Origin of the sequence: Microbacterium resistens (assembly GCF_031456305.1) — a bacterium.
GTDB classification, from domain to species: Bacteria; Actinomycetota; Actinomycetes; order Actinomycetales; family Microbacteriaceae; genus Microbacterium; species Microbacterium resistens_A.
Genome location: NZ_JAVDUM010000004.1, coordinates 30,126 through 54,889, shown reverse-complemented (window position 1 = coordinate 54,889; position 24,764 = coordinate 30,126). Strand labels below are relative to the sequence as shown.

Annotated in this window: 18 protein-coding genes; 11 read left to right on the top strand and 7 right to left on the bottom strand. The window is 71.3% G+C overall.

The genetic code is table 11. The annotated features are described in order from the left end of the window. Positions 1–60: 60 nt before the first annotated feature. On the top strand, positions 61–1,047 hold the full coding sequence (locus tag J2Y69_RS05575) for a nucleoside hydrolase (protein WP_310018428.1): 987 nt from the start codon (positions 61–63) through the stop codon (positions 1,045–1,047). Between the two features lie 273 nt (positions 1,048–1,320). Here the strand turns inward: J2Y69_RS05575 and J2Y69_RS05570 are convergent, their stop codons facing one another. Beyond that, positions 1,321–3,384: an acyl-CoA dehydrogenase family protein gene (locus tag J2Y69_RS05570; protein ID WP_310018426.1), complete on the bottom strand. Its 2,064-nt coding sequence runs from the start codon at positions 3,382–3,384 to the stop codon at positions 1,321–1,323. Between the two features lie 339 nt (positions 3,385–3,723). Here J2Y69_RS05570 and J2Y69_RS05565 point away from each other — a divergent pair, with 339 nt between their 5' ends. Together J2Y69_RS05565 and J2Y69_RS05560 are read left to right on the top strand one after the other, a co-directional pair. Then, positions 3,724–4,290: a hypothetical protein gene (locus tag J2Y69_RS05565; protein WP_310018424.1), complete on the top strand. Its 567-nt coding sequence runs from the start codon at positions 3,724–3,726 to the stop codon at positions 4,288–4,290. A 166-nt stretch (positions 4,291–4,456) separates the two neighbouring features. Beyond that, positions 4,457–5,356 carry a helix-turn-helix transcriptional regulator gene (locus J2Y69_RS05560; RefSeq protein WP_310018422.1) on the top strand — a complete coding sequence of 300 codons (900 nt, stop codon included), beginning with the start codon at positions 4,457–4,459 and terminating at the stop codon, positions 5,354–5,356. A 111-nt stretch (positions 5,357–5,467) separates the two neighbouring features. On the opposite strand, the gene recQ is transcribed toward J2Y69_RS05560, so the two are convergent. Beyond that, entirely contained in the window at positions 5,468–7,489 is a 2,022-nt protein-coding gene (gene recQ / locus J2Y69_RS05555) for a DNA helicase RecQ (protein WP_310018420.1), read from the bottom strand. A gap of 115 nt (positions 7,490–7,604) precedes the next feature. Here recQ and J2Y69_RS05550 point away from each other — a divergent pair, with 115 nt between their 5' ends. From J2Y69_RS05550 to J2Y69_RS05525, 6 genes are all read left to right on the top strand, one after another. After that, positions 7,605–7,907 (top strand): GNAT family N-acetyltransferase, encoded by a 303-nt coding sequence (locus J2Y69_RS05550; protein WP_310018418.1) that lies wholly within the window; start codon positions 7,605–7,607, stop codon positions 7,905–7,907. After that, on the top strand, positions 7,904–8,884 hold the full coding sequence (locus tag J2Y69_RS05545; protein WP_310018416.1) for a pirin family protein: 981 nt from the start codon (positions 7,904–7,906) through the stop codon (positions 8,882–8,884). The genes J2Y69_RS05550 and J2Y69_RS05545 overlap by 4 nt, the downstream gene beginning before the upstream one ends. A 59-nt stretch (positions 8,885–8,943) precedes the next feature. Further along, positions 8,944–9,486 (top strand): ECF transporter S component, encoded by a 543-nt coding sequence (locus tag J2Y69_RS05540; protein ID WP_310018414.1) that lies wholly within the window; start codon positions 8,944–8,946, stop codon positions 9,484–9,486. A gap of 151 nt (positions 9,487–9,637) precedes the next feature. Continuing rightward, positions 9,638–11,422 (top strand): ABC transporter ATP-binding protein, encoded by a 1,785-nt coding sequence (locus J2Y69_RS05535; RefSeq protein WP_310018412.1) that lies wholly within the window; start codon positions 9,638–9,640, stop codon positions 11,420–11,422. Continuing rightward, on the top strand, positions 11,419–12,252 hold the full coding sequence (locus J2Y69_RS05530) for an energy-coupling factor transporter transmembrane component T (protein ID WP_310018410.1): 834 nt from the start codon (positions 11,419–11,421) through the stop codon (positions 12,250–12,252). Before J2Y69_RS05535 ends, J2Y69_RS05530 begins: the two co-directional genes overlap by 4 nt. A 10-nt stretch (positions 12,253–12,262) precedes the next feature. Beyond that, a complete protein-coding gene (locus tag J2Y69_RS05525) occupies positions 12,263–13,138 on the top strand; it encodes a siderophore-interacting protein (RefSeq protein WP_310018408.1) in 876 nt (291 codons plus the stop codon). Between the two features lie 220 nt (positions 13,139–13,358). Here the strand turns inward: J2Y69_RS05525 and J2Y69_RS05520 are convergent, their stop codons facing one another. Together J2Y69_RS05520 and J2Y69_RS05515 are read right to left on the bottom strand one after the other, a co-directional pair. Beyond that, positions 13,359–14,522, bottom strand: a complete 1,164-nt coding sequence (locus J2Y69_RS05520) for an acyl-CoA dehydrogenase family protein (RefSeq protein WP_310018406.1) — start codon at positions 14,520–14,522, stop codon at positions 13,359–13,361. A gap of 173 nt (positions 14,523–14,695) precedes the next feature. Further along, positions 14,696–15,652: a M15 family metallopeptidase gene (locus J2Y69_RS05515; RefSeq protein WP_310018404.1), complete on the bottom strand. Its 957-nt coding sequence runs from the start codon at positions 15,650–15,652 to the stop codon at positions 14,696–14,698. 96 nt (positions 15,653–15,748) lie between these two features. Here J2Y69_RS05515 and J2Y69_RS05510 point away from each other — a divergent pair, with 96 nt between their 5' ends. Further along, entirely contained in the window at positions 15,749–16,972 is a 1,224-nt protein-coding gene (locus tag J2Y69_RS05510) for an Rv2578c family radical SAM protein (RefSeq protein WP_310018402.1), read from the top strand. A gap of 170 nt (positions 16,973–17,142) precedes the next feature. On the opposite strand, the gene J2Y69_RS05505 is transcribed toward J2Y69_RS05510, so the two are convergent. Then, positions 17,143–19,623, bottom strand: coding sequence for a DEAD/DEAH box helicase (locus J2Y69_RS05505; RefSeq protein ID WP_310018399.1), 2,481 nt, complete (start codon positions 19,621–19,623; stop codon positions 17,143–17,145). Positions 19,624–19,902: 279 nt separating this feature from the next. Here J2Y69_RS05505 and J2Y69_RS05500 point away from each other — a divergent pair, with 279 nt between their 5' ends. Further along, on the top strand, positions 19,903–20,805 hold the full coding sequence (locus J2Y69_RS05500) for an aldose 1-epimerase family protein (protein WP_310018397.1): 903 nt from the start codon (positions 19,903–19,905) through the stop codon (positions 20,803–20,805). Between the two features lie 43 nt (positions 20,806–20,848). Here J2Y69_RS05500 and J2Y69_RS05495 read toward each other — a convergent pair whose 3' ends face one another. Continuing rightward, positions 20,849–21,367: a hemerythrin domain-containing protein gene (locus J2Y69_RS05495; protein ID WP_310018395.1), complete on the bottom strand. Its 519-nt coding sequence runs from the start codon at positions 21,365–21,367 to the stop codon at positions 20,849–20,851. Between the two features lie 95 nt (positions 21,368–21,462). Then, complete coding sequence (locus J2Y69_RS05490; protein WP_310018393.1) at positions 21,463–24,750, bottom strand: efflux RND transporter permease subunit; 3,288 nt, start codon at positions 24,748–24,750, stop codon at positions 21,463–21,465. Positions 24,751–24,764: the final 14 nt, after the last annotated feature.

Genomic DNA, 24,764 nt, shown 5'->3' with positions numbered 1-24,764 from the left:
CGTCCGCCATCATCGAACGGGCGGTCATCCTCCGCCACCGGCACAGGAGCACCACATCACATGACTGATTCCCCCCTCCGTCCCCTCTACTTCGACTGCGACACCGGGATCGACGACGCGCTCGCCCTCGCCTATCTGCTCGCCTCGCCCGAGATCGTCCTGGCCGGCATCGGCACCGTCAGCGGCAACACCGACGCCCGCCAGGCGGCGCGGAACACCCTGGGCATCCTGGATCTCGCCGGCCGCGAGGACGTCCCGGTGTCCGTGGGGAGCCACGACTTCCTCGCCAGGCCCTACGACGGCGGCGCACCGTACGTGCACGGGAGCAACGGCGTCGGCGAGGTCTCGCTGCCCGAGCCCGCCCGCCCCGTGGCAGACGGCACCGCGGCAGACCTCCTCATCCGCCTCTCGCACGAGCACGCCGGAGCCCTCGAGGTACTCGCCGTCGGACCGCTCACCAATCTCGCCGCCGCCCTCGCACAGGACCCAACGCTCGCCGACCGCATCGCCGGCGTCACGATCATGGGCGGCGCCGCTCTCGCCGCCGGGAACATCACCCCGGTCGCCGAGGCCAACATCGCCAACGACCCCGAAGCCGCGGCGGCGGTCCTCGCGGCTCCCTGGCCGGTCACCCTCGTCCCGCTCGACGTCACGATGGAGAACGTGTTCGAGACCGAGCACCGCGACCGGCTGCTCGCGTCAGACTCCCCCGTGGCCTCCGCGGTCGGGGAGATGCTCGACTTCTACATGGACTTCTACACGAACTCCTACGGCCGCCGGTGCAGCGCGCTGCACGATCCGCTCGCCGCGGCGATCGCCGTCGGATCGATCACGCCGGTGAACGCGCCGGCGGTGCCGGTGGTCGTCGACGTCACCGACGGCCCCGGCCGCGGTCAGACCGTGTGCGATCTGCGTGGTCAGCGGCGCGGGGCGTTCGACCACCCCGGCGCCACCGTCCGCGTGGTGCTCGCCACCGACCGACCGCTCGCCGACCACCTCGCGGACCGCGTAGCCGGCACGGCGCGGGAGACCCCCACGACCGCCTGACGCTCCCCGCGTGCTGTTTCCTAAGCTGCTGTTTCCGGGGCCGCTGTTTCCGGGGCCGCTGTAGTTTCCTGAAACCGCTGCCATTCCCCGAGCCCGCTGCTTCCCTGGGCCTGCGCTGCTGTTTCTCGCTCGCGCTACACCGATCTACACAGCGCAAGCAGGAAAGAGCAGCGCGAGCACGGGATAGTCGGCAAAGAGCAGCACGAGCACGAGCACCGGAGACCCCCGGCGCGGACCACGATCGGGCCGGGAAGGCCCGGCCCGATCGTGGTGCTACTTCCGGATCTTCTTCTTCAGCGTCTTCTCGAGCACCGGGGCCTCGCCCCCGGCGGCCAGATCGGCGTAGTAGGCGCGCGCCTCGTCCTGCCGCTGCTTCTCGGCGCCGGAGGCGAGGGGGGCGCGCACGTGCTCGGGCTCGTAGCCGAAGGCGTTCACGAGGTCGAGGGCGTGCGGGCGCAGCCTGCGGCACAGGCGGTCGATGTAGCTCGACACGGCGGCGGCGCGCTGCGTGGACAGGCGGCCGTTGATGAGGTGCCAGGCGAGGTGCTTCTCGATGAGCTGGAGCCCGAACAGGTCGCGCAGCCAGGTGAGCACCTGCTTGGTGCCGGCGTCGTCGACGCGGTTCACCGCATCGGTGAACGCCTCCCACTGCAGCAGCTCGCCGTGCGCGCGGGCGGCCTCGATGAGCTCGGCCTGGTTCTCGTTGAAGAGGCGCCCCGCCTCGGCCTTCGACGCCTTGGCCGCCGGACGCAGCCGGCCGGCGATGTCGGCGACCATCTGCTGCACCCGGTCGGCGAGGAGCTCGTGCTGCTGCTCCTCGCGCAGACCGTGCTCCACCGCACGGGCGGTCGAGCCGAGGTCGGCGACGGCCTGGCCGAACGCCCGGAGACCTGCGCCGTGGAAGACCTTGCCGGCCGTCTGGCCCACGGCGAACGCGGCGAGCGCCGCCGTGTCCTTGCCCTTGAACTGGCGGGCGTAGTCGGTGAGGAGACGCTTGCCCACCAGCTGGAGCAGCACGTTGTTGTCACCCTCGAAGGTGACGTAGATGTCGAGATCGGCGCGAAGACCCACGAACCGGTTCTCGAACATGAACCCCGCACCGCCGCAGGCCTCGCGGCACTCCTGCAGCGTGTCCAGCGCATGCCAGGTGGACAGGGGCTTCAGCGCCGCGGCGAGCGTCTCCAGATCCTCCCGGTCCTCGGAGGTGTCGGTGCGCCCGGAGAAGACGCCGTCGAACTTCTGCAGGAACTCGTCGTGCGCGAACAGCTGCGCGTAGGTCGTCGCAAGGCGCGGCAGCAGACGACGCTGATGCTTGCCGTAGTCCAGCAGGACGGTCTCCTGACCGTCCGCACCGTCGAACTGGCGGCGCTGGGTCGCGTAGGTGATCGCGATGTAGAGGCCGAGGGCCGAGGCCCAGGACGCCGCGCCGTCGAGCGAGACCCGACCCTGCACGAGGGTTCCGAGCATCGTGAAGAAGCGGCGGCCCGGGCTGTCGATCGCGCTGGTGTAGGTGCCGTCGGCCGCCACGTCGCCGTAGCGGTTCAGCAGGTTGGTGCGCGGGACGCGGACGTTGTCGAAGCTCAGCCGACCGTTGTCGATGCCGTTCAGGCCGCCCTTGAGACCGTCGTCCTCACGACCGATCCCGGGAAGGTCCTCGCCGTCCTCGCCGCGCAGCGGCACGTAGAAGCAGTGCACGCCGTGGTTCACGCCGTTGGTGATGAGCTGGGCGAAGACGGTCGCCGCGATGCCGTGCAGCGCCGCGTTCCCGAGGAATTCCTTCGTCGCCGCCCGGAACGGCGTGTTGATGACGAACTCCTCCGTCGCGGCGTCGTAGGTCGCCGTCGTGCCGATCGCCGCGACGTCGGAGCCATGGCCGATCTCCGTCATCGCGAACGCACCGGGGATCGACAGGTCCATGATCCCCGGCAGCCAGCGGTCGTGGTGCTCCGCCGTGCCGAGCTGCAGGACGGCCGAGCCGAAGAGGCCCCACTGCACACCGGACTTGATCTGCAGGCTCGGGTCGGCGACGACCAGCTCCTCGAAGCCGGCGATGTTGGCGCCGTTGTTCTCCTCGCCGCCGAAGCGCTTCGGGAAGGCGCGGTGCACCGCGCTGTTCTCGACGAGGAGGTGCATCTGGGTGAGGACCCGCTCGCGGTGCTCGTCCTTGCCCAGCGAGTCATCGCGCCAGAACGCGGAGTCCTTGATCAGCTCGCGAGCCTGGCGGCGGGTGTCGGCCCACGTGCCCATCAGGAGGTCGCCGACCAGGGCGGTGTCGATCTGCGGCACGGACGCGTCCGTGCTCTGCGTGGTGCTCGTCTGGATGGCAGCGTCAACCATGGAAATCCTCTCGAGGGTGGGCGGCGTCACTATCGTAGATCTGCCACAACATCGAGCGAAGGAAGCTGTGAGATACAGCCAACCCCTCGGGGGAGTGACCTCCTCATCGTTTGTCGGCTCCCCACAGCCGAAGCGACGATCGTTCCGTTGACGCCGATCCCCGAAACGCGGCAAACCCGCCACCGATCCCCTCGCCGATCCATCCCCGAGACGACGACGGCCATACCGAGCGCGCCGATTCCCCCTTCCGCGCCCGGAGAGCGGCGTGGGCACGGATATCCCTTGATGTGGCGGTCACCCCTGGATCGCCGGATATCCCGAGAAGCAAGGAACGAGCGCATGTCCGCCGCACACGAGAACCTTTCCACGACCGCCGGGGGACTCCCCTCCTCGGCGAGGACGTCCGGCGGGATCAGCCGCCGCACGATCGTCACCGGAGCCGCCTGGTCGGTGCCCCTGATCGCCGTCGCCGTCAGCGTCCCCCGCGCCGCGGCGAGCGATGTGACCAGCCCCACAGCCCTCGTCACCGGTGCGATCCAGGCCGGCGTCACCTCGTCGACCCGCTACGCGCAGTACGGCGGCGGTCAGGTGACGTTCGCGAGCGCGGGCGTGGCCGGGATCGACTCCGGCCGGCTCTCCGTGTCGATCAGCAACCTGACGAGCACGAAGTTCCAGCTGATCACCCTCGAATCCGTCGTCGCCGAGTACGAGGCGGCGGGCTGGACGCTCGTCGTCGCGACGGAAGCGCTGATCGAGTTCACGCACGCGCCGATCGTCGACGGCGGGACCGTCCTCACCCCTGCGATCCGCTGGGAGGGAGCCCTCGACAGCGGCAAGCCCCGTGTCGGCATCGCCGTCTCATCCGACTCGGATGACGTGATCGGCACGATCATCTCCACGAACTAATCCTCCGGCTTCGGCGCTGAGAGGATCTCTCTGATGCGCCGAGCACCTCGGCAGACGGCCACCCCGAGCTCGACCGTCTGCGGGAAGCCCGTCTGGGGATGTCCCGCCCGCCCCCCTCCCCACGGGCGGGGCATCCCCAGACGGGCTCAGACGTATGGAGTCGTCGATGTCGATTTCGTTCGAGCAACCGGTGCGCCGCGCGGTCACCGGCTCCCGAATGCGCCCGGTGCGCTTCGGGACGGCCCGGGTAGCCCTGGCATCGTTCGGAGCGGGCGATATCGCGCGGCCGCCCCGTTTCGTCGCCGACGAGCTGCACCTCCTCTCCGTGCGTTCGGGGACCGTCGATCTCGTCGATCTCGGCAGCACCGCGCCCGTTCCCCCCGGCCGGCTGCGGAACGGCGAGAGCGCGCTGCTGGTGGGGGAGCGGCTCCCGGTCCACGGCGCCGCCCTGGTGCGGGAGCCGACCGATCTGCTCCTGCTCGCCGTCCCGGTCGACGCCGCGAACGGAGTCGACCTGGGCGAGGTGCACGGGCGGCTCGTCCCCCGCACGAGCGAGCTGATCCGGCCTGTGAACGCCTTCGTCGACCGCGCTCTCCGCCAGCCTCGGGCCTGGCAGGAGGCATCAGGCGTCACCGGCTACTACTTCGAGCGCCTGCTGCACGAGATGGTCTCCGGCGTCCTGGTCGAGACGGTCCTCGCGAGCGGCGCACCCCGTCCGATCGGGCGATACGAGGCGGCGATGTCCGTCATCATGGTGCGCCACGCCGATCCGGGACTGACCCCGGCGATCGTCGCCTCTGCGGCGAACCTGTCCCTTCGTCAGCTGGAACGGCTGTTCCGGGAACGGGGCACGACACCCCGTCGCGCTATCCGGCGGGCACGCGTGGAGCTCGCCCGGACGCTCCTCTCCGACCCCGCCTACGACATCCTCGACGTCGGGGACATCGCGCGCCACGTGGGCTTCGGCGGCGGGTCGAGCCTTGCGCGGGCGATGGCCGCCGAATCGCTGCCCCCGCCGTCGCGGCTCCGACGTCGTGGGTCGAGCAGGCTCCGGCCGGATGCATGAAGATCCCCCGCCCGCAGGCCCCCTGCCCCTCAGAACGCCCGCCATCCGGGGGAATTCCAGCCATCCGGGCCGGCCGGCCAGGCGGGGCCGGCCAGACAGGACCGGCAGGGGTCAGGACGCGGCGGCGATGACCTCGAGCACGGCCTCGCCGTACGCCTCGCGCTTGCGCTCACCGATGCCGGTGATCCCGACGAGCTCCTCGGCCCGCGACGGACGATGCTCGGCGAGGGCGCGCAGGGTCGCATCGGCGAAGACGACATAGGCCGGGACGCCCTGGTCCCTGGCGGTCTGCGCGCGCCAGGCCCGCAGCTCCTCGAACAGGGGACGGTCCGCCTCGCCGAGGGCATCGGCCGCGGAGCGCTTCGCCGCCCGACCCGAGGACGCGGCGCGGGTGACGACGTCGCGGCGCAGCTGCACCGGGGTCTCCCCCGTCAGCACACCGCCGCTCGCCTCGCTCAGCGCCAGGGTCCCGTAGTCGCCCTGGGCCTGCATGAGCCCGAGCGCCAGCATCTGCCGGACGACGGAGCGCCACTGCGCATCGGTCAGATCCGCACCGATGCCGTAGGTCGCCAGCTCGTCGTGCCGCATCGAGCGGATCCGCTCGGTGGAGGCGCCGCGGAGGATGTCGATGAGGTGCCCTGCGCCGAACGACTGCCGGCGCTCGCGCTGCAGCCGCACGATCGTGGACAGCAGCTTCTGCGCGGGCACCAGCCCGTCCCAGCTCTCGGGAGGGACGAGGCAGGTGTCGCAGTTGCCGCAGGGACCGGAGTCCTGGCCGAAGTAGCCGAGCAGGTTCTGCCTCCGGCACGAGACCGTCTCGCAGAGCGCGAGCATCGCGTCCAGATGCTGGTTCTGCCGCTGCTTGATCATCCGGTCGCCGTCGCCCTGCTGGATGAACCGGCGCTGCTGCACGACGTCGCCGAGGCCGTAGGCCATCCAGACGACGGCCGGCTCGCCGTCGCGACCGGCGCGGCCCGTCTCCTGGTAGTAGCCCTCGACGGACTTGGGGAGGTCGACGTGCGCGACGAAACGGACGTCCGGCTTGTCGATCCCCATGCCGAACGCGATCGTCGCGACCACGACGACGCCGTCCTCGCGCAGGAACCGCGACTGATGGGCGGCGCGCGTGCCGGCGTCGAGGCCCGCGTGGTACGGGATGGCGTCCAGGCCCTTCTCGCGCAGGAAGGTCGCGGTCTGCTCGACCGAGGAGCGACTGAGCGCGTAGACGATGCCCGCGGACCCGTCGGGCTGGCTGCGGATGAACGAGACCAGCTGGTTGCGGACGTCGGCCTTCGGGTCGATCCGGTACTGGATGTTCGGCCGGTCGAAGCTCGCGACGAAGTGCTTCGCCTCGGGCAGCCGGAGTCGTTCGGTGATCTCCTGGTGCGTCTCGCGCGTCGCCGTGGCCGTCAGGGCGATCCGCGGCACCCCGGGGAAGCGCTCCGAGAGCCCGCCGAGGGCGAGGTAGTCGGGACGGAAGTCGTGCCCCCACTGGGAGACGCAGTGCGCCTCGTCGACCGCGACGACGCTGAGGGTCCCCCGCTGCAGGAGCCGGAGCGTCGCGTCGTTCGACAGCCGCTCGGGAGCGACGTAGAGGAGGTCGAGCCCGCCGGACAGGTATGCCCGTTCCACCTCGGCGCGCTCGGCCGCGCCCTGGGTGGAGTTGAGGTAGGCCGCGCGGACGCCGTTGGCGCGGAGGGCGTCGACCTGGTCGTGCATGAGCGCGATGAGCGGGCTCACCACCAGCCCCGTTCCCTCGCGCACGAGCGCCGGGATCTGGTAGCAGAGGCTCTTGCCGCCGCCGGTGGGCATGAGCACCACCGCATCGCCGCCCGCGACGACCTGATCGATGATCGCCTCCTGGTCGCCGCGGAAGGCCTCATAGCCGTAGACCGTGCGCAACGCCTCGAGCGGGGTGCCGAACCTGCTCGGAGCGGGCTCCGCGCGCTGCTGATCGGGCGGGGCGGGGAAGCTGCCGTGCGGCGACGCCTCGGGGACGCCGGCCCACTCGCCCTCCTCGGGCGGCGGGGCGTCGTCCCACGGCACATCGGCGTAGGGGTCGCCCAGGAAGTCGTCCGGCGCCTCGGGCAGAGGCAGTCCGGCATACGGGTCGCGCGGATCCTGCGGAGGCATGCGTCCAGCGTAACCAGCGCCACCGACGCCCGGGGCCACTCTCCACAGCCGACGCCCGCCCGACACCGCGGATCCCGGCCGGGGCGTAGGTTGGATGCACCACTGAGGAGGATGCATGCCCGAGATCAGCATCGCCAGGAATGACGAGGCGTCCCGCTACGAGATCCGCTCCGACGGCACGCTCGCCGGCTTCGCGGAGTTCGAGCTGCGGCCGTCGCTGATCGCCTTCACGCACACCGTGGTCGACCCGGCCTTCCAGGGTCAGGGGCTGGCGTCCCGGCTGGCCGCGTACGCGCTCGCCGACGCCGTCGCCTCGGGGGACACGATCATCCCCTACTGCCCGTACATCGAGAAGTACCTCCGCACCCATGAGATCGCCGGCGCGAAGGTGCGCTGGCCGGAGCCTCCGGAACGATGAGCCTGCACGGTCCCCGCACGCTCCTCCTCGAGGCGAGGGAGGTGCCGCTCGGCGGCGTCAGGGCCATGAGCGTCCGGCGCACCCTGCCGCATCGCGACGTGCCGACGATCGGCGCCTGGTGCTTCCTGGACCGCTTCGGCCCGGACGAGGTGCGCATGCGCGTGGAGCCGCATCCGCACATCGGCCTGCAGACGGTCACCTGGCCGCTCGCGGGGGAGATCAGGCACCGCGACACCCTCGGCAGCGATGTCGTGCTGCACCGGGGGCAGCTCGACCTCATGACCGCGGGACGGGGCATCGCGCACTCCGAGTACTCGGTCGGCGATGGTCCCATCCCCCTGGACGCGCTCCAGTTCTGGGTGGCCCTGCCCGACGGCGCCCGCGACGGCGCACCGGGCTTCGAGCAGCACACGCGGCTCCCCGCGCTCACCCTCCCCGCGACGGACGGACCGGACGCCGCGGCCGTCGTCGTGCTCGGCACGCTTGCCGGCGTCCGCTCCCCCGCCACCGTGCACACCCCGATCGTCGGCGCCGAGATCCGCCTGGAACCGGGTGCTCGGGTGTCCGTCCCGCTCGCCTCCGACTGGGAGCACGCGGTGCTCGTGGTCGAGGGCGACGCCCGGGTCGACGCCGTCGAGGTGCCCCACGGGGAGATGCTGTTCCTCGGGGACTCCCGCGAGGACGTCGAGGTCACCACGACCGACGGGGCGCTGCTGTTCCTGCTCGGCGGGGAGCCCTTCGCGCAGGATCTCGTGATGTGGTGGAACTTCGCCGCGCGCACGCACGAGGAGATCGTGCAGGCGAGAGAGGACTGGGAGTCGGAGGGCGTCGCCGCGGACGATGCCGTTCCGGATGCCGCGGAGCCGAGCGTCGCCGTGACGCGCCGGTTCGGCCCGGTCGTCGGACACGGGCCGGAGCGGATCCCCGCCCCGCCGATCCCCCCGGTCCGACTCATGCCACGCCGCCGCCGGGTCTGATCGGATATTCCCGGCGCCCGGCGCGCCCTCCTGTCGGCGGCGCCCAGTACGCTGGGCGAGTGCCGCCCCGTTCCGTCCTGTCGACCCGTCTGCTGCTCGTCTGCGCGGCCATCGGCGTCGCGACCGGCATCCTTGGCGGCGTCGCCGGATGGATGACCCTCGTCGTCCTCCCGATCGCGCCGTGGGCGTACGGGCTCGTCCTCGGCTCGCACGTGCTGCCGGGGATCATCGCCCAGGAGGTGCTGCGCCGGCCCCTGGTCGCCCTCCTCACGCATGTGCTCGCCGCCCTCGTCGCCAGCGCGTTCAATCCGGCCTGGTTCCCGAGGTTCCTCGGCACCGCCCTGCTGTTCGGCCTGATCCAGGAGGGGGTCGCGGCCCTCACCCGCTACCGCTCCTGGGGCGCGTGGCGGTTCTTCGTGTCGGCCGTCGTGATCGGCGTCGTCATCGCGGCGGTCGTGTTCCTCGCCGTGGACATGGGCGCGCTGCCCCTGTGGGCACGGATCGCCTACCTCGCCATCGCCGTGCTGGGCCCGGTCGGCTGGACGGCGGTCGGCCTCGGCATCGGCTCCGCACTCCGTCGCGCGGGCGTCGCCCAGCGCTGATCCGGGGCTGATCCGGCACGGGTGTTCGGCCAGAGCCGGCCCGAGTCGGTGCGGGTCGATGTCCGCCAATGCGGGGTTGGCGAGTCAGGTTAGGCTCAGCTAAATTTGAAGGACCGCCCATCCGGGCCCTTCGTCGTTCCGAGGTCTCCGCGTGCCCTCATCCGCACCCCTGATCCGCGTGCGTGATCTCTCCCTCACCCACGCCGGCGCGAGCGACCCCTCGCCGCACGGCGTGAGCTTCGACGTGCACCCGGGCGAGGTCCTCCTGCTGCTCGGCCCCAGCGGATCCGGCAAGTCGACGCTGACCCTCGCCCTGAACGGACTGATCCCGCACTCCGTCGACGCCGAGCTCTCCGGCTCCGTCGAGGTCGCGGGCCGGGACACCCGTGCCACCCCCGTCGCCTCGTTGAGCACCACCGTCGCGATGGTCTTCCAGGATCCAGACGCCCAGCTCGTCACCGGAACGGTCCTTGACGAGGTCGCGTTCGGACCGGAGAACCTCCTCCTCCCGGTCGACGAGGTCCTGCGGCGGACCGAGGCCGCGCTGCGCCGGGTCGGCCTCTGGGAGCGCAGGGCCGAGAACCCCGACCGGCTCTCTGGCGGCGGACGGCAGCGCCTCGCCATCGCCTGCGCGCTCGCGATGGGCTCCCCCGTGATCGTGCTGGACGAGCCGACCGCCAACCTCGACCCGCAGGGGATCGAGGACGTCCACGCCGCGCTCCGCGAGCTCGCGGAGGGCGGGGAGCACGCGATCATCCTCGTCGAGCACAACCTGGACGCCGCGATGGCCTACGCCACGCGCGCGATCGTCCTGGACCAGAGCGGCGGTCTCGCGTTCGACGGCCCGCTCCCCGATCTCATCCGCGACCGTGTCGACGAGCTCGCCGCGATGGGGGTCTGGCTCCCCGCGGCGACGGTCGCCGCGCTCCGCCTGCGGGCGGCGGGCCTGCCCATCGACCCACTGCCGGTCACTCCCGACGAGCTCCGCGACGCGGTCTCGCGCCAGGGCGGGCACCCGCTCCTCTCCGGCGAGCGCCCGACGGCCCCAGGCGACACGCACGACCCGGGCGACCGGGATACGGCAGCACTCACTGGGGAGCCGATCATCCGGATCCGTGGACTCGACGTCGTGCGAGGACGCGTGCCGGTCCTGCACGGCATCGACCTCGACATCGCCGCGGGAGGGCTCACTGCCGTGATCGGCGCCAACGGGGCGGGCAAGACGACCCTCGTGCAGGCGATCGCAGGCGTCGTCCCTCCGCCGAGGCGACGGGTGAGCGTCGACGGCATCGACCCGGGGAGAGCGAGCCCGCGCGAGCTGACCGCGAGGATCGGCTTCGTCTTCCAGAACCCGGAGCACCAGTTCCTCGCCCACACCGTGTTCGACGAGCTCGCGCACGGCCTGCGACTGCGGCGCCTCCCGGAGGACGAGATCCGTCCCCGCGTCGAGGAGATGCTCGACCGCTTCGGCTTGACGAAGAAGGCGGACTCGCATCCCTTCCTGCTCTCCGGCGGCGAGAAGCGGCGGCTCTCGGTGGGGACCGCGCTGATCGCCCGCCCCGGGATCCTCGCGCTCGACGAGCCGACGTTCGGACAGGACAGGGCGCGGGCCGCGGAGCTCGTCTCGCTCCTGCGCGAGCTGCGCGCGGAGGGGACGACGATCCTCATCGTTACCCACGATCTCCAGCTCGTCGCGGACGACGCCACATCCACGGTCATCCTCGCCGCGGGACGGCTGCACGCCGCGGGGGCCACCGAGGATCTCCTGGGCGATGACGGGATCTTCGAATCGGCCGGCCTCCGGCTGCCGGCCGTCACCCGCGCCCTGCCGCCGCGGATCCGCCCGCTGCTGGCAGCGCCCGCCTCGCACGCGGGGACCAGGACAGGGACCAGAACAGGGACAGGGACCAATCGGTGGACGGGGGCCGGCCGATGACGGCCGTCGCCGAGCGTCCCCGCGGCGCCGCGGACCCGTATGCGGCAACGGTTGCACCCGCATACGCCTGGCTGCACCGGCTGAACCCCCTCGCCAAGGCGATCGCGCCGCTTCCCGCGATGCTGCTCCTCGTGTTCACACGCGACCTCGCGACCCCCGCCGCCTTCCTGCTGCTGTCGTATCTGCTCCTGCTCTCCGGCGCGCACCTGACGCGTCGCGTGCTCGCCGTGCTCCTGCTGGCCCTCCCGGCCGGCATCGTCCTGATCGGCATCGGCTTCTCCCTCTGGGTCGATCCCGCGCAGGTCGCCGGCACCCCTCCCGCACTGACTCTCGGAGGGTGGCCCCTGCGCTCCGGCGCGCTGGCCATCGGGTTCGCGACGGGTCTCCGCCTCGGCGCGATCCTCGCGCTCGGTCTGATCGGCGGCCTGACCATGACCGGAACCGACCTCGTGCGCGCATGCGTGCAGCAGCTGCGCGTGCCCTACCGCGTCGGGTACACGGCGCTGGCCGCCTTCCGGTTCCTCCCGCGGTTCGGCCACGAGCTCGCGGTCATCCGCGCCGCGCACCGCGTCCGCGGTCACCACGGCGGCCGGGGGCCGTTCGCACGGATCGCCCGCGGCTGGGGCTACGTGGTCCCGCTGCTCGCCGGAGCGATCCGTCACGCCGAGAGGGTCGCCCTCGCCATGGACTCCCGCGCGTTCGGCGCCCATCCGACGCGCACCGAGCGCCATCTCGTCCCCTTCCGCACGCGGGACACGGTCTTCGTCGTGCTCTTCCTCGCGGCCTCCGCCGCGATCCTCCTGCTCACCTTCCCCTGGCACACGACCTGAGAGGACCACCATGGCCGCCGGCAGACTGGTCAAGCCCGAGAACCCCGATCTCCTCCCCCTGACGGTGCTCCGCACCGAATCGCTCGCCCCGCACTGGAGGCGGATCACCCTGGGCGGGGACGGGCTCACGCGCTTCCGGCCGATGGGCTTCGACCAGTGGTTCCGGCTCTTCCTCCCGGTCAGCGGGACGGCGGGACTCGACCGGGTCCCCGCGAAGGCGAACAAGGTCTTCGGCTACCTCCGGTTCCTGCGGATCCCCGACGGGGAGCGTCCCGTGATGCGCAACTACACGGTGCGCGCGTTCCGCCCGGCATCCGAGGGCCGTGACGCGGAGCTGGACGTGGACTTCGTGCTGCACGGATCCGCCGTGGACGGTACCGCCGGCCCCGCCTCGCGATGGGCCGAGCTGTGCAAGCCCGGCGACACCGTCCTCATCATCGACGAGGGCCTCATGTTCAACCCCGAGCGCGGCACGGAGCGCGTCGTCCTGGTGGGAGACGAGACGGCCCTGCCCGCGATCGCGTCGATCTGCGCGTCGCTCCCCGCCCACGCGACGGGGACGGTGCTGCTCGAGGCACCGAGCGACGCGGATGTGCTGGCCTTCCCGCACCCCGAGGGCCTGACCGTGGAGTGGCTCGTGCGCGGATCCGGCGACGCGCCGGGGGATCTCGCGCTCCCGCGGCTGGCCGCTCTCGACCTGCCCGCTGCGCCGTTCCACGCATACGGCGCGGGGGAGCAGTCCCTCGCCTCCGGCGTGCGCAAGCATCTGGTCGGTGAGCGCGGCGTGGACAAGAACGCGGTGAGCTTCTGCGGCTACTGGAAGATCGGATCCTCCTCCCCCGCATCGAAGACCTCCCGCGCCCTCGCCGCGGAGCCCCTCGCCTGAGCCCGCCCCACCGGCCCCGCCCCGCCCCGGTACCCATCCCCGCGAGACTGCATCTGCGTCTCGAGACTGCGCGAAAAACCCGCAGTCTCGTTGCGCAGATGCAGTCTCGCGGAGTTCACGGGCTCGCGGGGTTCACGGCCCGCGGGGACGACGGACCGGCAGACGACAGACCGCCCGGCGCACGAGGCGGCCGGGCGGTCTGTGAATCGGATCGGGAGGGTCAGCGCTTGCCGGCGATCTGACGGCCGACGAGCTCGCGCATGATCTCGTTCGTCCCGCCGTAGATGCGGTGCACGCGGGCGTCGAGGAAAGCGCGGGCGATCGGATACTCGGTGATGTAGCCGTAGCCGCCGTGCAGCTGCACGCCCGTGTCGAGCACCTCCCACTCGCGCTCCGTCGCCCAGAACTTCAGCTGAGCGGCCTCCTCGGCCGTGAGCTTCTTCGCGGCGTACAGCTTCAGGCCCCGGTCGACGTACGCCCACAGCGCATCGACGGTCGTGGCCATGTCGGCGATCTTGAACCGGGTGTTCTGGAAGTCGATGACGCGCTCGCCGAACGCCTCCCGATCCCTGGTGTAGTCGACCGTCCAGGTCAGGGCAGCCTGCGTCGCGGCAGCCGCGGAGACGGCGATCGAGAGCCGCTCGAGCGGCAGGTTCATCATCAGCTGGATGAACCCCTGCCCCTCCTTGCCGCTGATCAGGTTCTCCTCCGGGACGAAGACGTCGGTGAAGGACAGCTCGGCGGTGTCCCAGCCGTGGAAGCCCATCTTGCTGAGCTTCTTCCCGTGCTCGAAGCCCTCCATGCCGTTCTCGACGATGAGCAGGCTGAACGCGTCGGGACGGTTGCCCTCCCCGGTCTTGACGAAGGTCACGACGATGTCGGCGGTCTTGCCGGACGAGATGAACGTCTTCGCGCCGTTGAGGATGTAGCCGCCGTCGACCTTCTTCGCGTTGGTCTTGATGCCCCGCAGATCGCTCCCGGCGCCGGGATCGGTCATCGCCAGCGCGCCGAGGATCTCGCCGGTGGCCATCCGCGGCAGCCACTTCTCCTTCTGGGCCTGGGTGCCCATGTGCACGAGATACGGCACGGCGAGGTCGTCCTGGATGCCGAGCGCACCGGCGAGCGACCCCGCGCCGGCCGCGATGACCTCTTCGTTCACGACGGCGCGGAAGCGGTAGTCCTGCAGCATGCCGGCGCCGCCGAACTCCTCCGGGACCGAGAGACCGATGATCCCCGCCTCGCCGGCGGCGAGCATGGTGGCGCGGTCGACCTCGCCGTCCGTCTCCCACTTCTCGATGGCCTCGTTCGTGACGTGGCGCTTGACGAAGTCCTTGACGACGTCGCGGAATGCCTCGTGGTCCTCGTCGTAGATGTCGCGTTCCATGCGCACTCCTCCATGTCGTTCTGTGCGTCGTTGCTCCCGCGATTCTAGGCGGAACCGGCGACGTCGGGCAGGCCATTGTGGGAATGCATCTCACGAATGGTGAGACCGAGTGCCGCGATTGTGGGAACGCGCCAGACACCGCCGGAGACGCCGGCCGGCCACGGGATCGTCGGTCAGGGCAGGTAGTCGGGGGCGTCCGGCAGGCCGAAGAAGCTCTCCAGGGACGTGTACCCGCCCGCGTGGTAAGCGCCCGCGATCTCCGTCCCGACGTAGCGCAGATGCCAGGGCTCCGGCGCGTACCCGGTCGAGCCCGTCGCCCCCTCGACGTAGCGCACGATGAAGCCGTGCTCCCAGCAGTGCTCGGCGACCCACGCCCCGGCGGGGCTGGCGCCGAAGTCGTTGATGCCGCCGCAGCCGCCGCGGCCCACACACTCCTCGACGTCGGCGGCGAGGCCCGTCTGATGCTCGCTGAACCCCGGGCGCGCGGAGACCGAGTCGGCCTCCTCCGGGCCGTAGGCGTCGACCTGTCCGGAGTACGTGCTCACCTGCATGTCGTAGGACCGGTATCCGCTGCCCAGCCCCAGCGCGCCGACGCCCGCGTCCTGAGCGGCCGAGGACATGCGGTCGAGAGCCTCGGCGACATCGCTGCGCAGCGGGCCGGCGGCATCGTCGCTGATCAGGGCCGGCGCGCCCAGCGAGGCCGGCGCATACCGCACCGGGGTGAGCGGCCTGGCCTTGTTCACGACGAGCCACAGTCGCGAGGGATCCGCGAGGTCGACGCAGGGGGCGTTGCCCGTCGCGACGGCGCCGCGGAACGCCGCGCCTCCGCCGAAGGCGACCACGGTCGCGTTGTCGTCACCCGAGGCGATCGCCTGCTGGACCGCGGCGTCGGCGCAGGGATCCGCCACCGGGACCGACACGACCTCCACCGCGGGGAGGTGCTCGGCGACCACCGGGCGGGGGAGCGCGGCCTGGGCCGCTGCAGGGGGTTCGCTGTTCGCGGCCGAGCCGTCGGCGAGCGCCCAGATCACGCCCAGGATCGTGACGGCGATCCCGATCGGCACGAAGATGCGCAGCCGCCCCGCCCCGTCCAGGGCGTGACGGGCCACAGGGCGTCGCGGAAAGGTCACGCTCCCATTCTCGCTGCTCTTCTGGATGTTCGCTTGATTCGAAGATAATCACGAAAGAAGCTTGACAGAGTTTCGTCTTTCTGTTCGACTATCCACATGCGATGGCAGGGGCAACGGATCGACGACACGGACGACTCCGCGCTGCCCGGCATGGAGAACCGGACGGGGTTCCTGCGCACGGTCACCACCCCCGAGTTCGCAGGCATGACCTTCCACGAGGTCCTCGCCAAGTCGGCCCTCAACCATGTCCCCGGGCCCTCGCGCATGCCCTTCTCCTGGACGGTCAACCCCTATCGCGGCTGCTCGCACGCCTGCGTCTACTGCTTCGCGCGGGGGACGCACACGTATCTCGATCTCGATGCGGGGCGGGACTTCGACTCGCAGATCGTGGTGAAGGTCAACGTCGCCGAGGTGCTGGAACGCGAGCTGCGGCGGGGGTCATGGCATCGCGAGACGGTCGCCCTCGGCACCAACACCGATCCGTATCAACGCGCCGAGGGCCGCTACCGGCTCATGCCGGGGATCATCCGCGCTCTGGCCTCCGCCGGGACGCCCTTCTCCGTCCTCACCAAGGGCACGCTGATCCGCCGCGACATCCCGGTGCTGTCCGAGGCCGCGCGATCGGTGCCGGTGGACGTGCAGATGTCCATCGCGATGTACGACGAAGGGCTGCGCGCGGCGATCGAGCCGGGAGCGCCCACCACGCAGGCGCGGCTCGACACCGTGCGCGCCCTCGCCGACGCCGGCTTCCGCGTCGGCGTGTTCCTGATGCCGATCCTGCCGCATCTGACCGACTCGGTCTCCGCGATCGACGAGGCTCTGCACCGGATCAAGGACACCGGGGCCGACCACGTCATCTACGGCGCGCTGCACCTGCGCCCCGGGGTGAAGCCCTGGTTCCTGCAGTGGCTGTCGCAGCACCGCCCCGACCTGATGTCGTCGTATCGGGCGCTCTACCCCGGGGCGTCCGCGGAGGCGCCGAAGGCCTATCGGCAATGGCTCGCCAAGCGCACCCGCCCACTGATCCGTCGGTACGGCCTGGAAGCGCGCCATTCGGACGATCGGCCGATGCGCGGATCACGGAACCCGGACGCGAGGGTGCCGGCAGAGCCTGCGACCGGGCCGGCGACCGGGCCGGCACCGCTCTGGCTGTTCGACCGCCCCGAAGCCGTGGAGAGGCGGGCCGCCGAGACACGGGCTGATGGGGCGCGGGCCGGCGGGACACCGGCTGACCGGACACAGGCTGACAGGACGCGGGCTGAGGAGCGGCGTGCCGTGGCTTTGGCGGACGCGCGCGAATCCACGCCGAGACTGTTCTGAACGCGTCGAGGTCGTCCATGCGCTCGGGAGGAGAACGGAGTTCGGGAGGAACGGTCCCGTCGGTTCAGCCCTCCCGAAGAAGGTCGGAGCGCTCGCGAGTGCTCCGACCGCCGATCCTTCCGAAGGGCGGCCTCGTGAGGCCCGCCCTTCGGAAGGATCGGGGACGTCCGTCAGGACGTGAGGTCGGCCAGCGTCACCCGACCGGCGAGCTCGTCGATCAGGTCGTCGCCCGGACGGGCCTCCTGGAACGGCGCGTCGATCTCGGCACGGTCGAGGAGCTCGCCCATCCGACGGCTGCGCTGACGCGTGATCAGGGTCACGACACGACCCTCGCGGCCCGCACGCCCGGTCCGCCCGGAGCGGTGCATGTAGGTCTTGTACTCGTCCGGCGGGTCGGCCTGGACGACCAGGTCGATGTCGTCGACGTGGATGCCGCGCGCGGCGACATCGGTCGCGACGAGCACCTGGACCCTGCCCGAGGTCAGACGGGCCAGGTTCCGCGTGCGCTTCCCCTGGTTCAGATCGCCGTGCAGCGAGACCGCGGGGATCCCGGCGTCGTCGAACGTCTCGGCGAGCGTCTCGGCGTAGGCCCTGGTGCGGGCGAAGACGAGGGTCTTCCCCTCGCGGTCCACGAGCGAGATGAGGATGTCGGTCTTGTCGCGGTGGTCGATCACCAGCACCCGGTGGTCGATCGTCCCCGAGTCCTGCGTCTCGCCGGCGACCTCGAAGACGGCCGGATCCACGAGGAACTCGTCCACGAGCGCGGCGACCTCACGGTCCAGCGTCGCCGAGAACAGCAGCTTCTGGCTCCGCTCCCCCGCGGGCAGCGCGGAACCGGTCCGCCGCAGGATCCGCTGCACGGGCTCGACGAAGCCGAGCTCGCACATGTGGTCGGCCTCGTCCAGCACGGCGATCCGCGCCCCGGAGAGGTCGAGCTTGCCCTGCTGGATGAGGTCTTCGATCCGGCCGGGGGTGCCGATCACGATGTCGACGCCCTTCTTCAACGCACCCACCTGGCGCGCCTGCGGGACACCGCCGTAGATCTGCGTGGTGAACAGTCCGACGCTCCGTGCGATGGGCTGGATCGTCCGGTCGATCTGCAGCGCGAGCTCACGGGTCGGGGCGAGGATGATCGCCTTCGGCGCCCGTCCGAACTCACGCTTCGTGCCGGCCTGCGAACGCAGGACGCTCTCCACGAGCGGCGCGCCGAAGGCGATGGTCTTGCCGGAACCGGTGCGCCCGCGGGCGAGCACGTCGCGTCCCTCGAGCGCGGCCGGGATCGAGGCCGCCTGGATCGGGAACGGCGTCTCGGCGCCCATCCCGACGAGGACCTCGGTGATGTTCGAGCCGATCCCGAGGTCGGCGAAGGTCACACCCTGGACCTCGGCGGCCTGCACGGCCTGCGCCTCGAGACGCTCGTGCACCACGTCGGGAGCCTGCACAGGCTTCGTCGCCGGCGTGCGCGTCCAGTCGTCCCGGCTCGGACGGCTCTGCGCGGCGCGCCGGTCGTCCCGTCCACGGGTGCGGTCCTCGCGGGTGCGGTCGTCTCGGCGAGCGCCGAACCGATCGGATCCGGCGCGGTCGTCACGACGCGGACGCTCGTCCCGATCGACACGAGGACGGTCCGTGCGGGGACGGTCCGTGCGGGGACGGTCGTTGCGCTCGAAGCGCGGACGGTCGTCCCGACGCGTCTCGGAGCGGCGGTCATCGGAGCGGCGGTCGTCGCGACCGGCACCCTGGCGCGCGTCGCGGTCGAACCGCGGACGCTCGTCACGACGCTCCTCCGGACGACGTCCCTCGGAACGCCGGTCGTCGGAACGGCGGTCATCACGCCCCGTCCTGGCCCGGTCGTCGCGGTCATAGCGCGGACGCTCATCGCGTCCCGTCCGAGCCCGGTCGTCCCTGCCATAACGCGGGGTGTCATAACGGGGGGTGTCATAACGGGGGCGGTCGTCACGGCGCGCACGGTCGTCACGGTCGAAACGCGGACGGTCGTCACGGCGGGCATCGGGACGGCGGTCGTCGCGACCGGCACCCTGGCGCGCGTCGCGATCGAACCGGGGACGCTCATCCCGGCGGGCGCGGTCGTCACGGTCATAGCGGGGACGCTCGTCCCGACCCGTCCGAGCCCGGTCATCACGCCCGTACGGCGCGCGGTCGTCGCGGCGCGGACGATCGTCACGATCGAAACGCGGGCGGTCATCCCGACGCGCACGGTCATCCCGGCCGTAGGGCGCGCGGTCGTCCCGGCGGGCGCGATCGTCACGATCGAAACGCGGACGCTCATCGCGGGAACGGGGGGCGTCGCCGCGACCCGACTCCGCACGGTTGCGGATCGTACGGGCCTCATCCCGGCCCGCCCTCTCCTGCGCGGTCCAGCGCCGCTTGGGAGCGCCGGCACCGGCGTCGGACTCCGTGGCGCGGTGGCCACGGTGGCCCGGGCTCCTGCTGCCGGGGCGCCGATCGTACGACGCGGACCGCGGCTCGCGGGACTCGAAGGAGGAGTCGGCGCGCGGGTTCCGGTCCGAGGACTCTCCGCGGCCGGCCGCCGGGCGCGGAGCATGGCGATCGTGGAACGGCGTCTTCTTCGCGTAGCGCGGTTCGAAGTTGCGCGCCGGGCGTCCGCCCTTGGGCTTGTGGTTCTTGGGCATGGGTGTGTCCTTCGGGTTCTCGGCACGAGAACGGCGTCCGCGCAACGAGAAGCGCCGGACCTGCCCGGGCGATCGTCGGCCGGGGCCATTCATGTGATGGTGGGTGACCATCGGCCCCTAGGCTCACACTCCAACGAAACGACGCGCGTCCTCGCCCCTGAACGGGAGCGGGGCGCGCGATGCCCGAAGCCGACGACCCCAGGATACCGGACCCGCCTGAGAGCCTCCGGGGCGGCTTCCGTCCTGTCCCACGGACCGGCGCCGCCGTACGATGGCGGTGTGACCTCTCCCACCGGCCGTCAGCTCCTTCTCCGCCACGGCGACACGACCGCGCAGATCGCTCAGGTCGGCGCATCGCTGCGTCATCTGACCGTCCGCGACACGACGATCATCCCGCCCTATCCGGACGAGGATCCGACGCCGCTGTGCTCCGGGGTGGTGCTGGCACCGTGGCCCAACCGCATCCGCGACGGCCGCTGGCAGGACGGCGACGTCGAGCGCGCCCTCGCCCTCACGGAGCCGGCCCTGCGCAACGCCAGCCACGGCCTCCTGCGCTTCACGGCCTATGAAGTCGCCCGCGCCGACGAGGCCTCGGTCACGCTTGAGGCGACCATCGTGCCGCAGACCGGCTATCCCTACCTCGTCGAGACCTCGGTCTCCTACGCGCTGAGCGACGACGGGGTCACGGTCACGCACACGCTGACCAACCGGACGGCGGAAGAGGCGCCGGTCGCGCTCGGGACCCACCCGTTCGTCACGATCGGCGACACGGATCCGGCGGATCTCGTCCTGCGCCTCCCCGCGGAGACGTACTTCGAGACCGATGACCGGCTGCTCCCCGTCGGCGAGTCGCCGGTGTCCGACGGGACCGACCTGCGCGGAGGGCGCCGCCTCGGCGACCTCCGGCTCGACACCGGCTTCGCCACCCTCCGCAGAGACGCGGACGGCCGAGTGCGCACCTCGCTCACCGCTCCGGACGGGCGCGCCGTCACGGTGTGGCAGGGCGAGGGCTTCGACTTCATCCAGGCCTTCACGACCGACCGCTACCCCGGGCAGAGCCTCGCCGTGGCGATCGAGCCGATGACGGCGCCCGCGGAGGCCTTCAACTCCGGGCGAGGGCTTCGCCGGCTCGCGACGGACGAGACCTGGACGCTGGAGTGGGGGGTCTCCTTCTCCGCCTGACTTCTCGCCGCCTGACGTCCGATCCGAGGAGCGCCGGGACGGATCAGAACGACCCGAGCGCCTCTTCGGCGGAAGCGTCGAGATCGAGCGTCCCGAGGACCTCGAGCAGCATGCGCTCCTCGTAGCGGAAATGGCTCTCCATGATCGCCGCGACGCCCTCGACATGACGGCCGAGCTCCTCAGGGCCCGCGACGCGATCCACCGCACCACGCAGGCCTCCGAGCAGATGCGCGATCATCGAGTGGTCCTGCTCCAACGCGCGCAGCGTCGGCGCGAGATCCGGATGCGCGGCCTCGAGCGCCGGGAAGAGACGCCCGTCCTCCGCCCGGTGGTGCCCGTCGAGCGCCGTGCAGAAGCCGTGGCAGTACAGCAGCAGATCACGCATCGACGCATCCGCACCTGAATCCGTGCCTGCGCCCGTGCCCACGCCTGAACTCGCGCCCGCGCCTGCACCCGAGTCCCCGGCGAGCAGGGCCTCCTGGGTGACGCGCAGTGCGGCGCGCAGGCGCGCGTGCACCTCGCGGAGCTCTCGCGCCCAGGCGACGATCCTGGTCGTCTCCACTCATGCCTCCATCTCGTCGGACCATTGCAATCCTGTCGGCCAGGAAACACCCGGGAGGCCGACAGGATCGCAACAGTCCGACAGAAGTGATCCTGTCAGTCGGCGTCGCCCGCCGCCGGGGCAACGCGCCCGCGCAGCTCACGGCGGGTCAGCGCGTGCGCGGCGTCCGCATCGTGCGCGGCGGCGTCCGCGTCGTGCACGGCGACACCCGCAGCACCAGCACCAGCAGTACCTGAACCAGCACCGGCACCGGCATCACCCGCACCGCCACCGTCGGGACCACCATCGGGACCACCGTCCGGCCCTGCAGCACCGCCCTGTCCGGACTCGGGCGCACGACGAGCGCGGCGGCGGTCCCTCGCCCCCTCGACGAGGTTGTACAGCGTCGGCAGCACCAGCAGCGTCAGGATGGTGGAGGACACCAGTCCGCCGATCACGACGATCGCGAGCGGCTGGGAGATGAACCCGCCGTGCCCGGTGATCCCGAGCGCCATCGGCGTCAGCGCGAAGATCGTCGCGAGGGCCGTCATGAGGATCGGACGGAGACGGCGCGCGGATCCCGCGAGCGTCGCATCGTGCGCATCCATCCCCTTCTCCCGATACTGATTCACCAGATCGACGAGGACGATCGCGTTGGTCACCACGATGCCGATGAGCATGAGCACACCGATGAGGGAGGCCACGCCGAGCGGCACCCCGGTGATGATCTGGAGCAGGATCGCGCCCGTCGCCGCGAACGGCACCGAGACGAGCAGCAGCAGCGGCTGGCGCAGCGACCGGAAGGTCGCCACCATCACGATGTAGACGATCAGGATCGCCGCCAGCATCGCCAGCCCCAGCTGGGAGAACGCGTCCTGCTGCTGGGTGAGGACGCCGCCGAGCGAGGCGTCGGCCCCCGACGGGAGCTTCGCGTCCTTCAGCGCGGTGGTGACCGCGGCGGAGGCGCTGTTGAGGTCGTCGCCCTTCGGGGTCACCGTGACCGTCGCCGTGCGCTGGCCGCGCTGGGTGGTGATCGAGGCCGGGCTCTCGCTCTCCTGCACGCTCGCGATCTCGTCGAGACGGATGAGGCCGAGGGCGCTCGGGATCGTGAGGGCCCTGAGCTGCTCGACCGTGGTCGGCGGGTTCGCGCTCTGGAGGTACACCGTGAGCGAGGAGCCGTCGATCTCCACCGTGCCCGCCTGCTGCGGGCGCATGGCCTGCGAGACGATCCCGCCCACCGCGACCTCGGACAGCCCGCGGGCGGCGGCCGCCGCGCGGTCGACCTCGACGGCGACGTAGGGCAGGGATGCCGACAGGTTGCTGGAGACCTGGCTGATGGCCGAGGACTTCTTCAACTCGGCGGCGACCGCGTCGGTGGCCTCCGTGAGCGTCTTCGCATCCGACGCGGTGACCTCGACCTGGATGTCGGAGGAGGCGAAGCCGCCGCCCGTCGCGATCGTGAGCTCCCCCACGTCCTTCAGATCCGCGACGGCCTTCTGCACGTCGGCGCGGACCTTCTCCTGGTCAGCGCTCGGCTCCGTCGTGATCGAGTAGGTGACGCCGGAGCTGCCGCCGCTGAACGCATCGCGCAGCGAGGAGCCGCTCGACCCGATCGAGACCTGCACGGTCTTGACGCCCTTGACGTCCTTGACGACCTCCTCGACCTTCTGGGCGGCCGCGTCCTCCGCGGTCAGGCTCGGCGCCTCGCCCAGCGACTGCGTCATCGTGAAGGTGTTCTGGCCGGAGTCCCCGAGGAAGTTCACCTTCATCAGCGGGGCCGCCGCCAGCGTGCCGCCGAGCACGAGCACGGCGAGGCCGAGCGTGACCCAGGAGTGCCGCAGCGTCCAGGAGAGGACCGGGATGTACGCCTTCTGGAGCTTCGACGGCGGGGCGTCGGGGTGCTCCGGATCGATCGCGCGGCCGTTCTCGTCGAGCACCGGCTTGCCCGGTCGCAGGAACCAGTAGGCGAGCACGGGAACGATCGTGAGCGCGACGAGCAGCGACGCCACCATCGCGATGGTCACGGTCATCGCGAACGGACGGAACAGCTCCCCCGTCATGTCGCCGACGAAGGCGATCGGGAGGAACACCGCGACGGTCGTGACCGTGGACGCGGTGATCGCCGCGGCGACCTCCCGGACCGCGAGCAGGATCGACGCCTTCTTGTCCGCATCGCCGACGTAGTGCCGCTTGATGTTCTCGATCACCACGATCGAGTCGTCCACGACGCGGCCGATCGCGATCGTCAGCGCGCCGAGGGTGAGGATGTTCAGCGAATAGCCGAACGCCTGGATGCCGATGAAGGTGATGAGGACGCTCGTCGGGATCGAGATCGCGGTCACCAGCGTCGAGCGCACCGAGAGCAGGAACAGCAGGATGATCAGCACGGCGAAGCCGAGGCCGAGCAGCCCCTCCTGCGCGAGGGACTCGATGGACTGCTGCACGTACGGCGCCTGGTCGAACACGGTCGTGAACGTCGCGCCGTCGAGGTCGCCCTCCAGTGTCGGGACGAGCGCGGTGACGGCCTTGGACACGTCGACGGTGTTCGCCGAGGGGAGCTTGGTCACCGCGATCGTGAGCGCGGGCTTGCCGTCCACCCGGGAGATCGAGGTGATCGGGTCCTCCGCGAGCACGACGCTGGCGACGGCGCCGAGGGTCGTCCCGGTGCCCGCGAGCGGCAGCGCGGCGATCTGCTCGACGGATACGAGCTTCGCACCGGTCTGCACCGTGAGGGTCTGGTCGCCCTGCGTAACAGAGCCGCCGGGGAAGAGCACGCCGTTCTGCTGCAGCGCGTCCCGGATCGCCTGCGGCGAGGTCCCCGCGCGCGCGAGCGCCGCCTGGTCCGGCGTGATCGTGATCCGCTTGCCCTGTCCGCCGACGAGCGAGGCGGCGTTCACCCCGGCGAGGTCCTCGATCTTCGGGATGACGGTCTTGGTGATGCGCTCCTGCGCCGCGGCCGGGTCGTCGAAGCCGGTGACCGCGATCTGGATGACCGGGAAGTCGTCGATGCTCGCGGCGATCACCTGGGGGTCCACCCCCTCGGGGAGCTGCGCCTTGATGCGGCCGATCGCCTGCGTGATCTTCTGCTCGGCGGTGGCGAGGTTGGTCCCGTATGCGAAGGACGCCTGGATCACCGAGGCGTTCGTCGTGCTCGTCGCGGTGGAGGAGTCAAGGCCGGGCACGCCCTGGATCGCGGTCTCGACCGGCGTCGAGACGTCGTTCTCGACGACCTCGGGAGAGGCGCCGGGGTAGGTCGCCACGATCGCGAGCTGCGGGAACTCGATCGACGGGATCAGCTCCTGCTTGAGGCTCGTCAGGGTGATGCCGCCGAAGATCGCGGCGACGATCGTGATGAGGGCGATGAGGGCACGGTTGCGGAGACTGAGGACAGCGAGCTTGGACACGGTTGCTCTCTCGG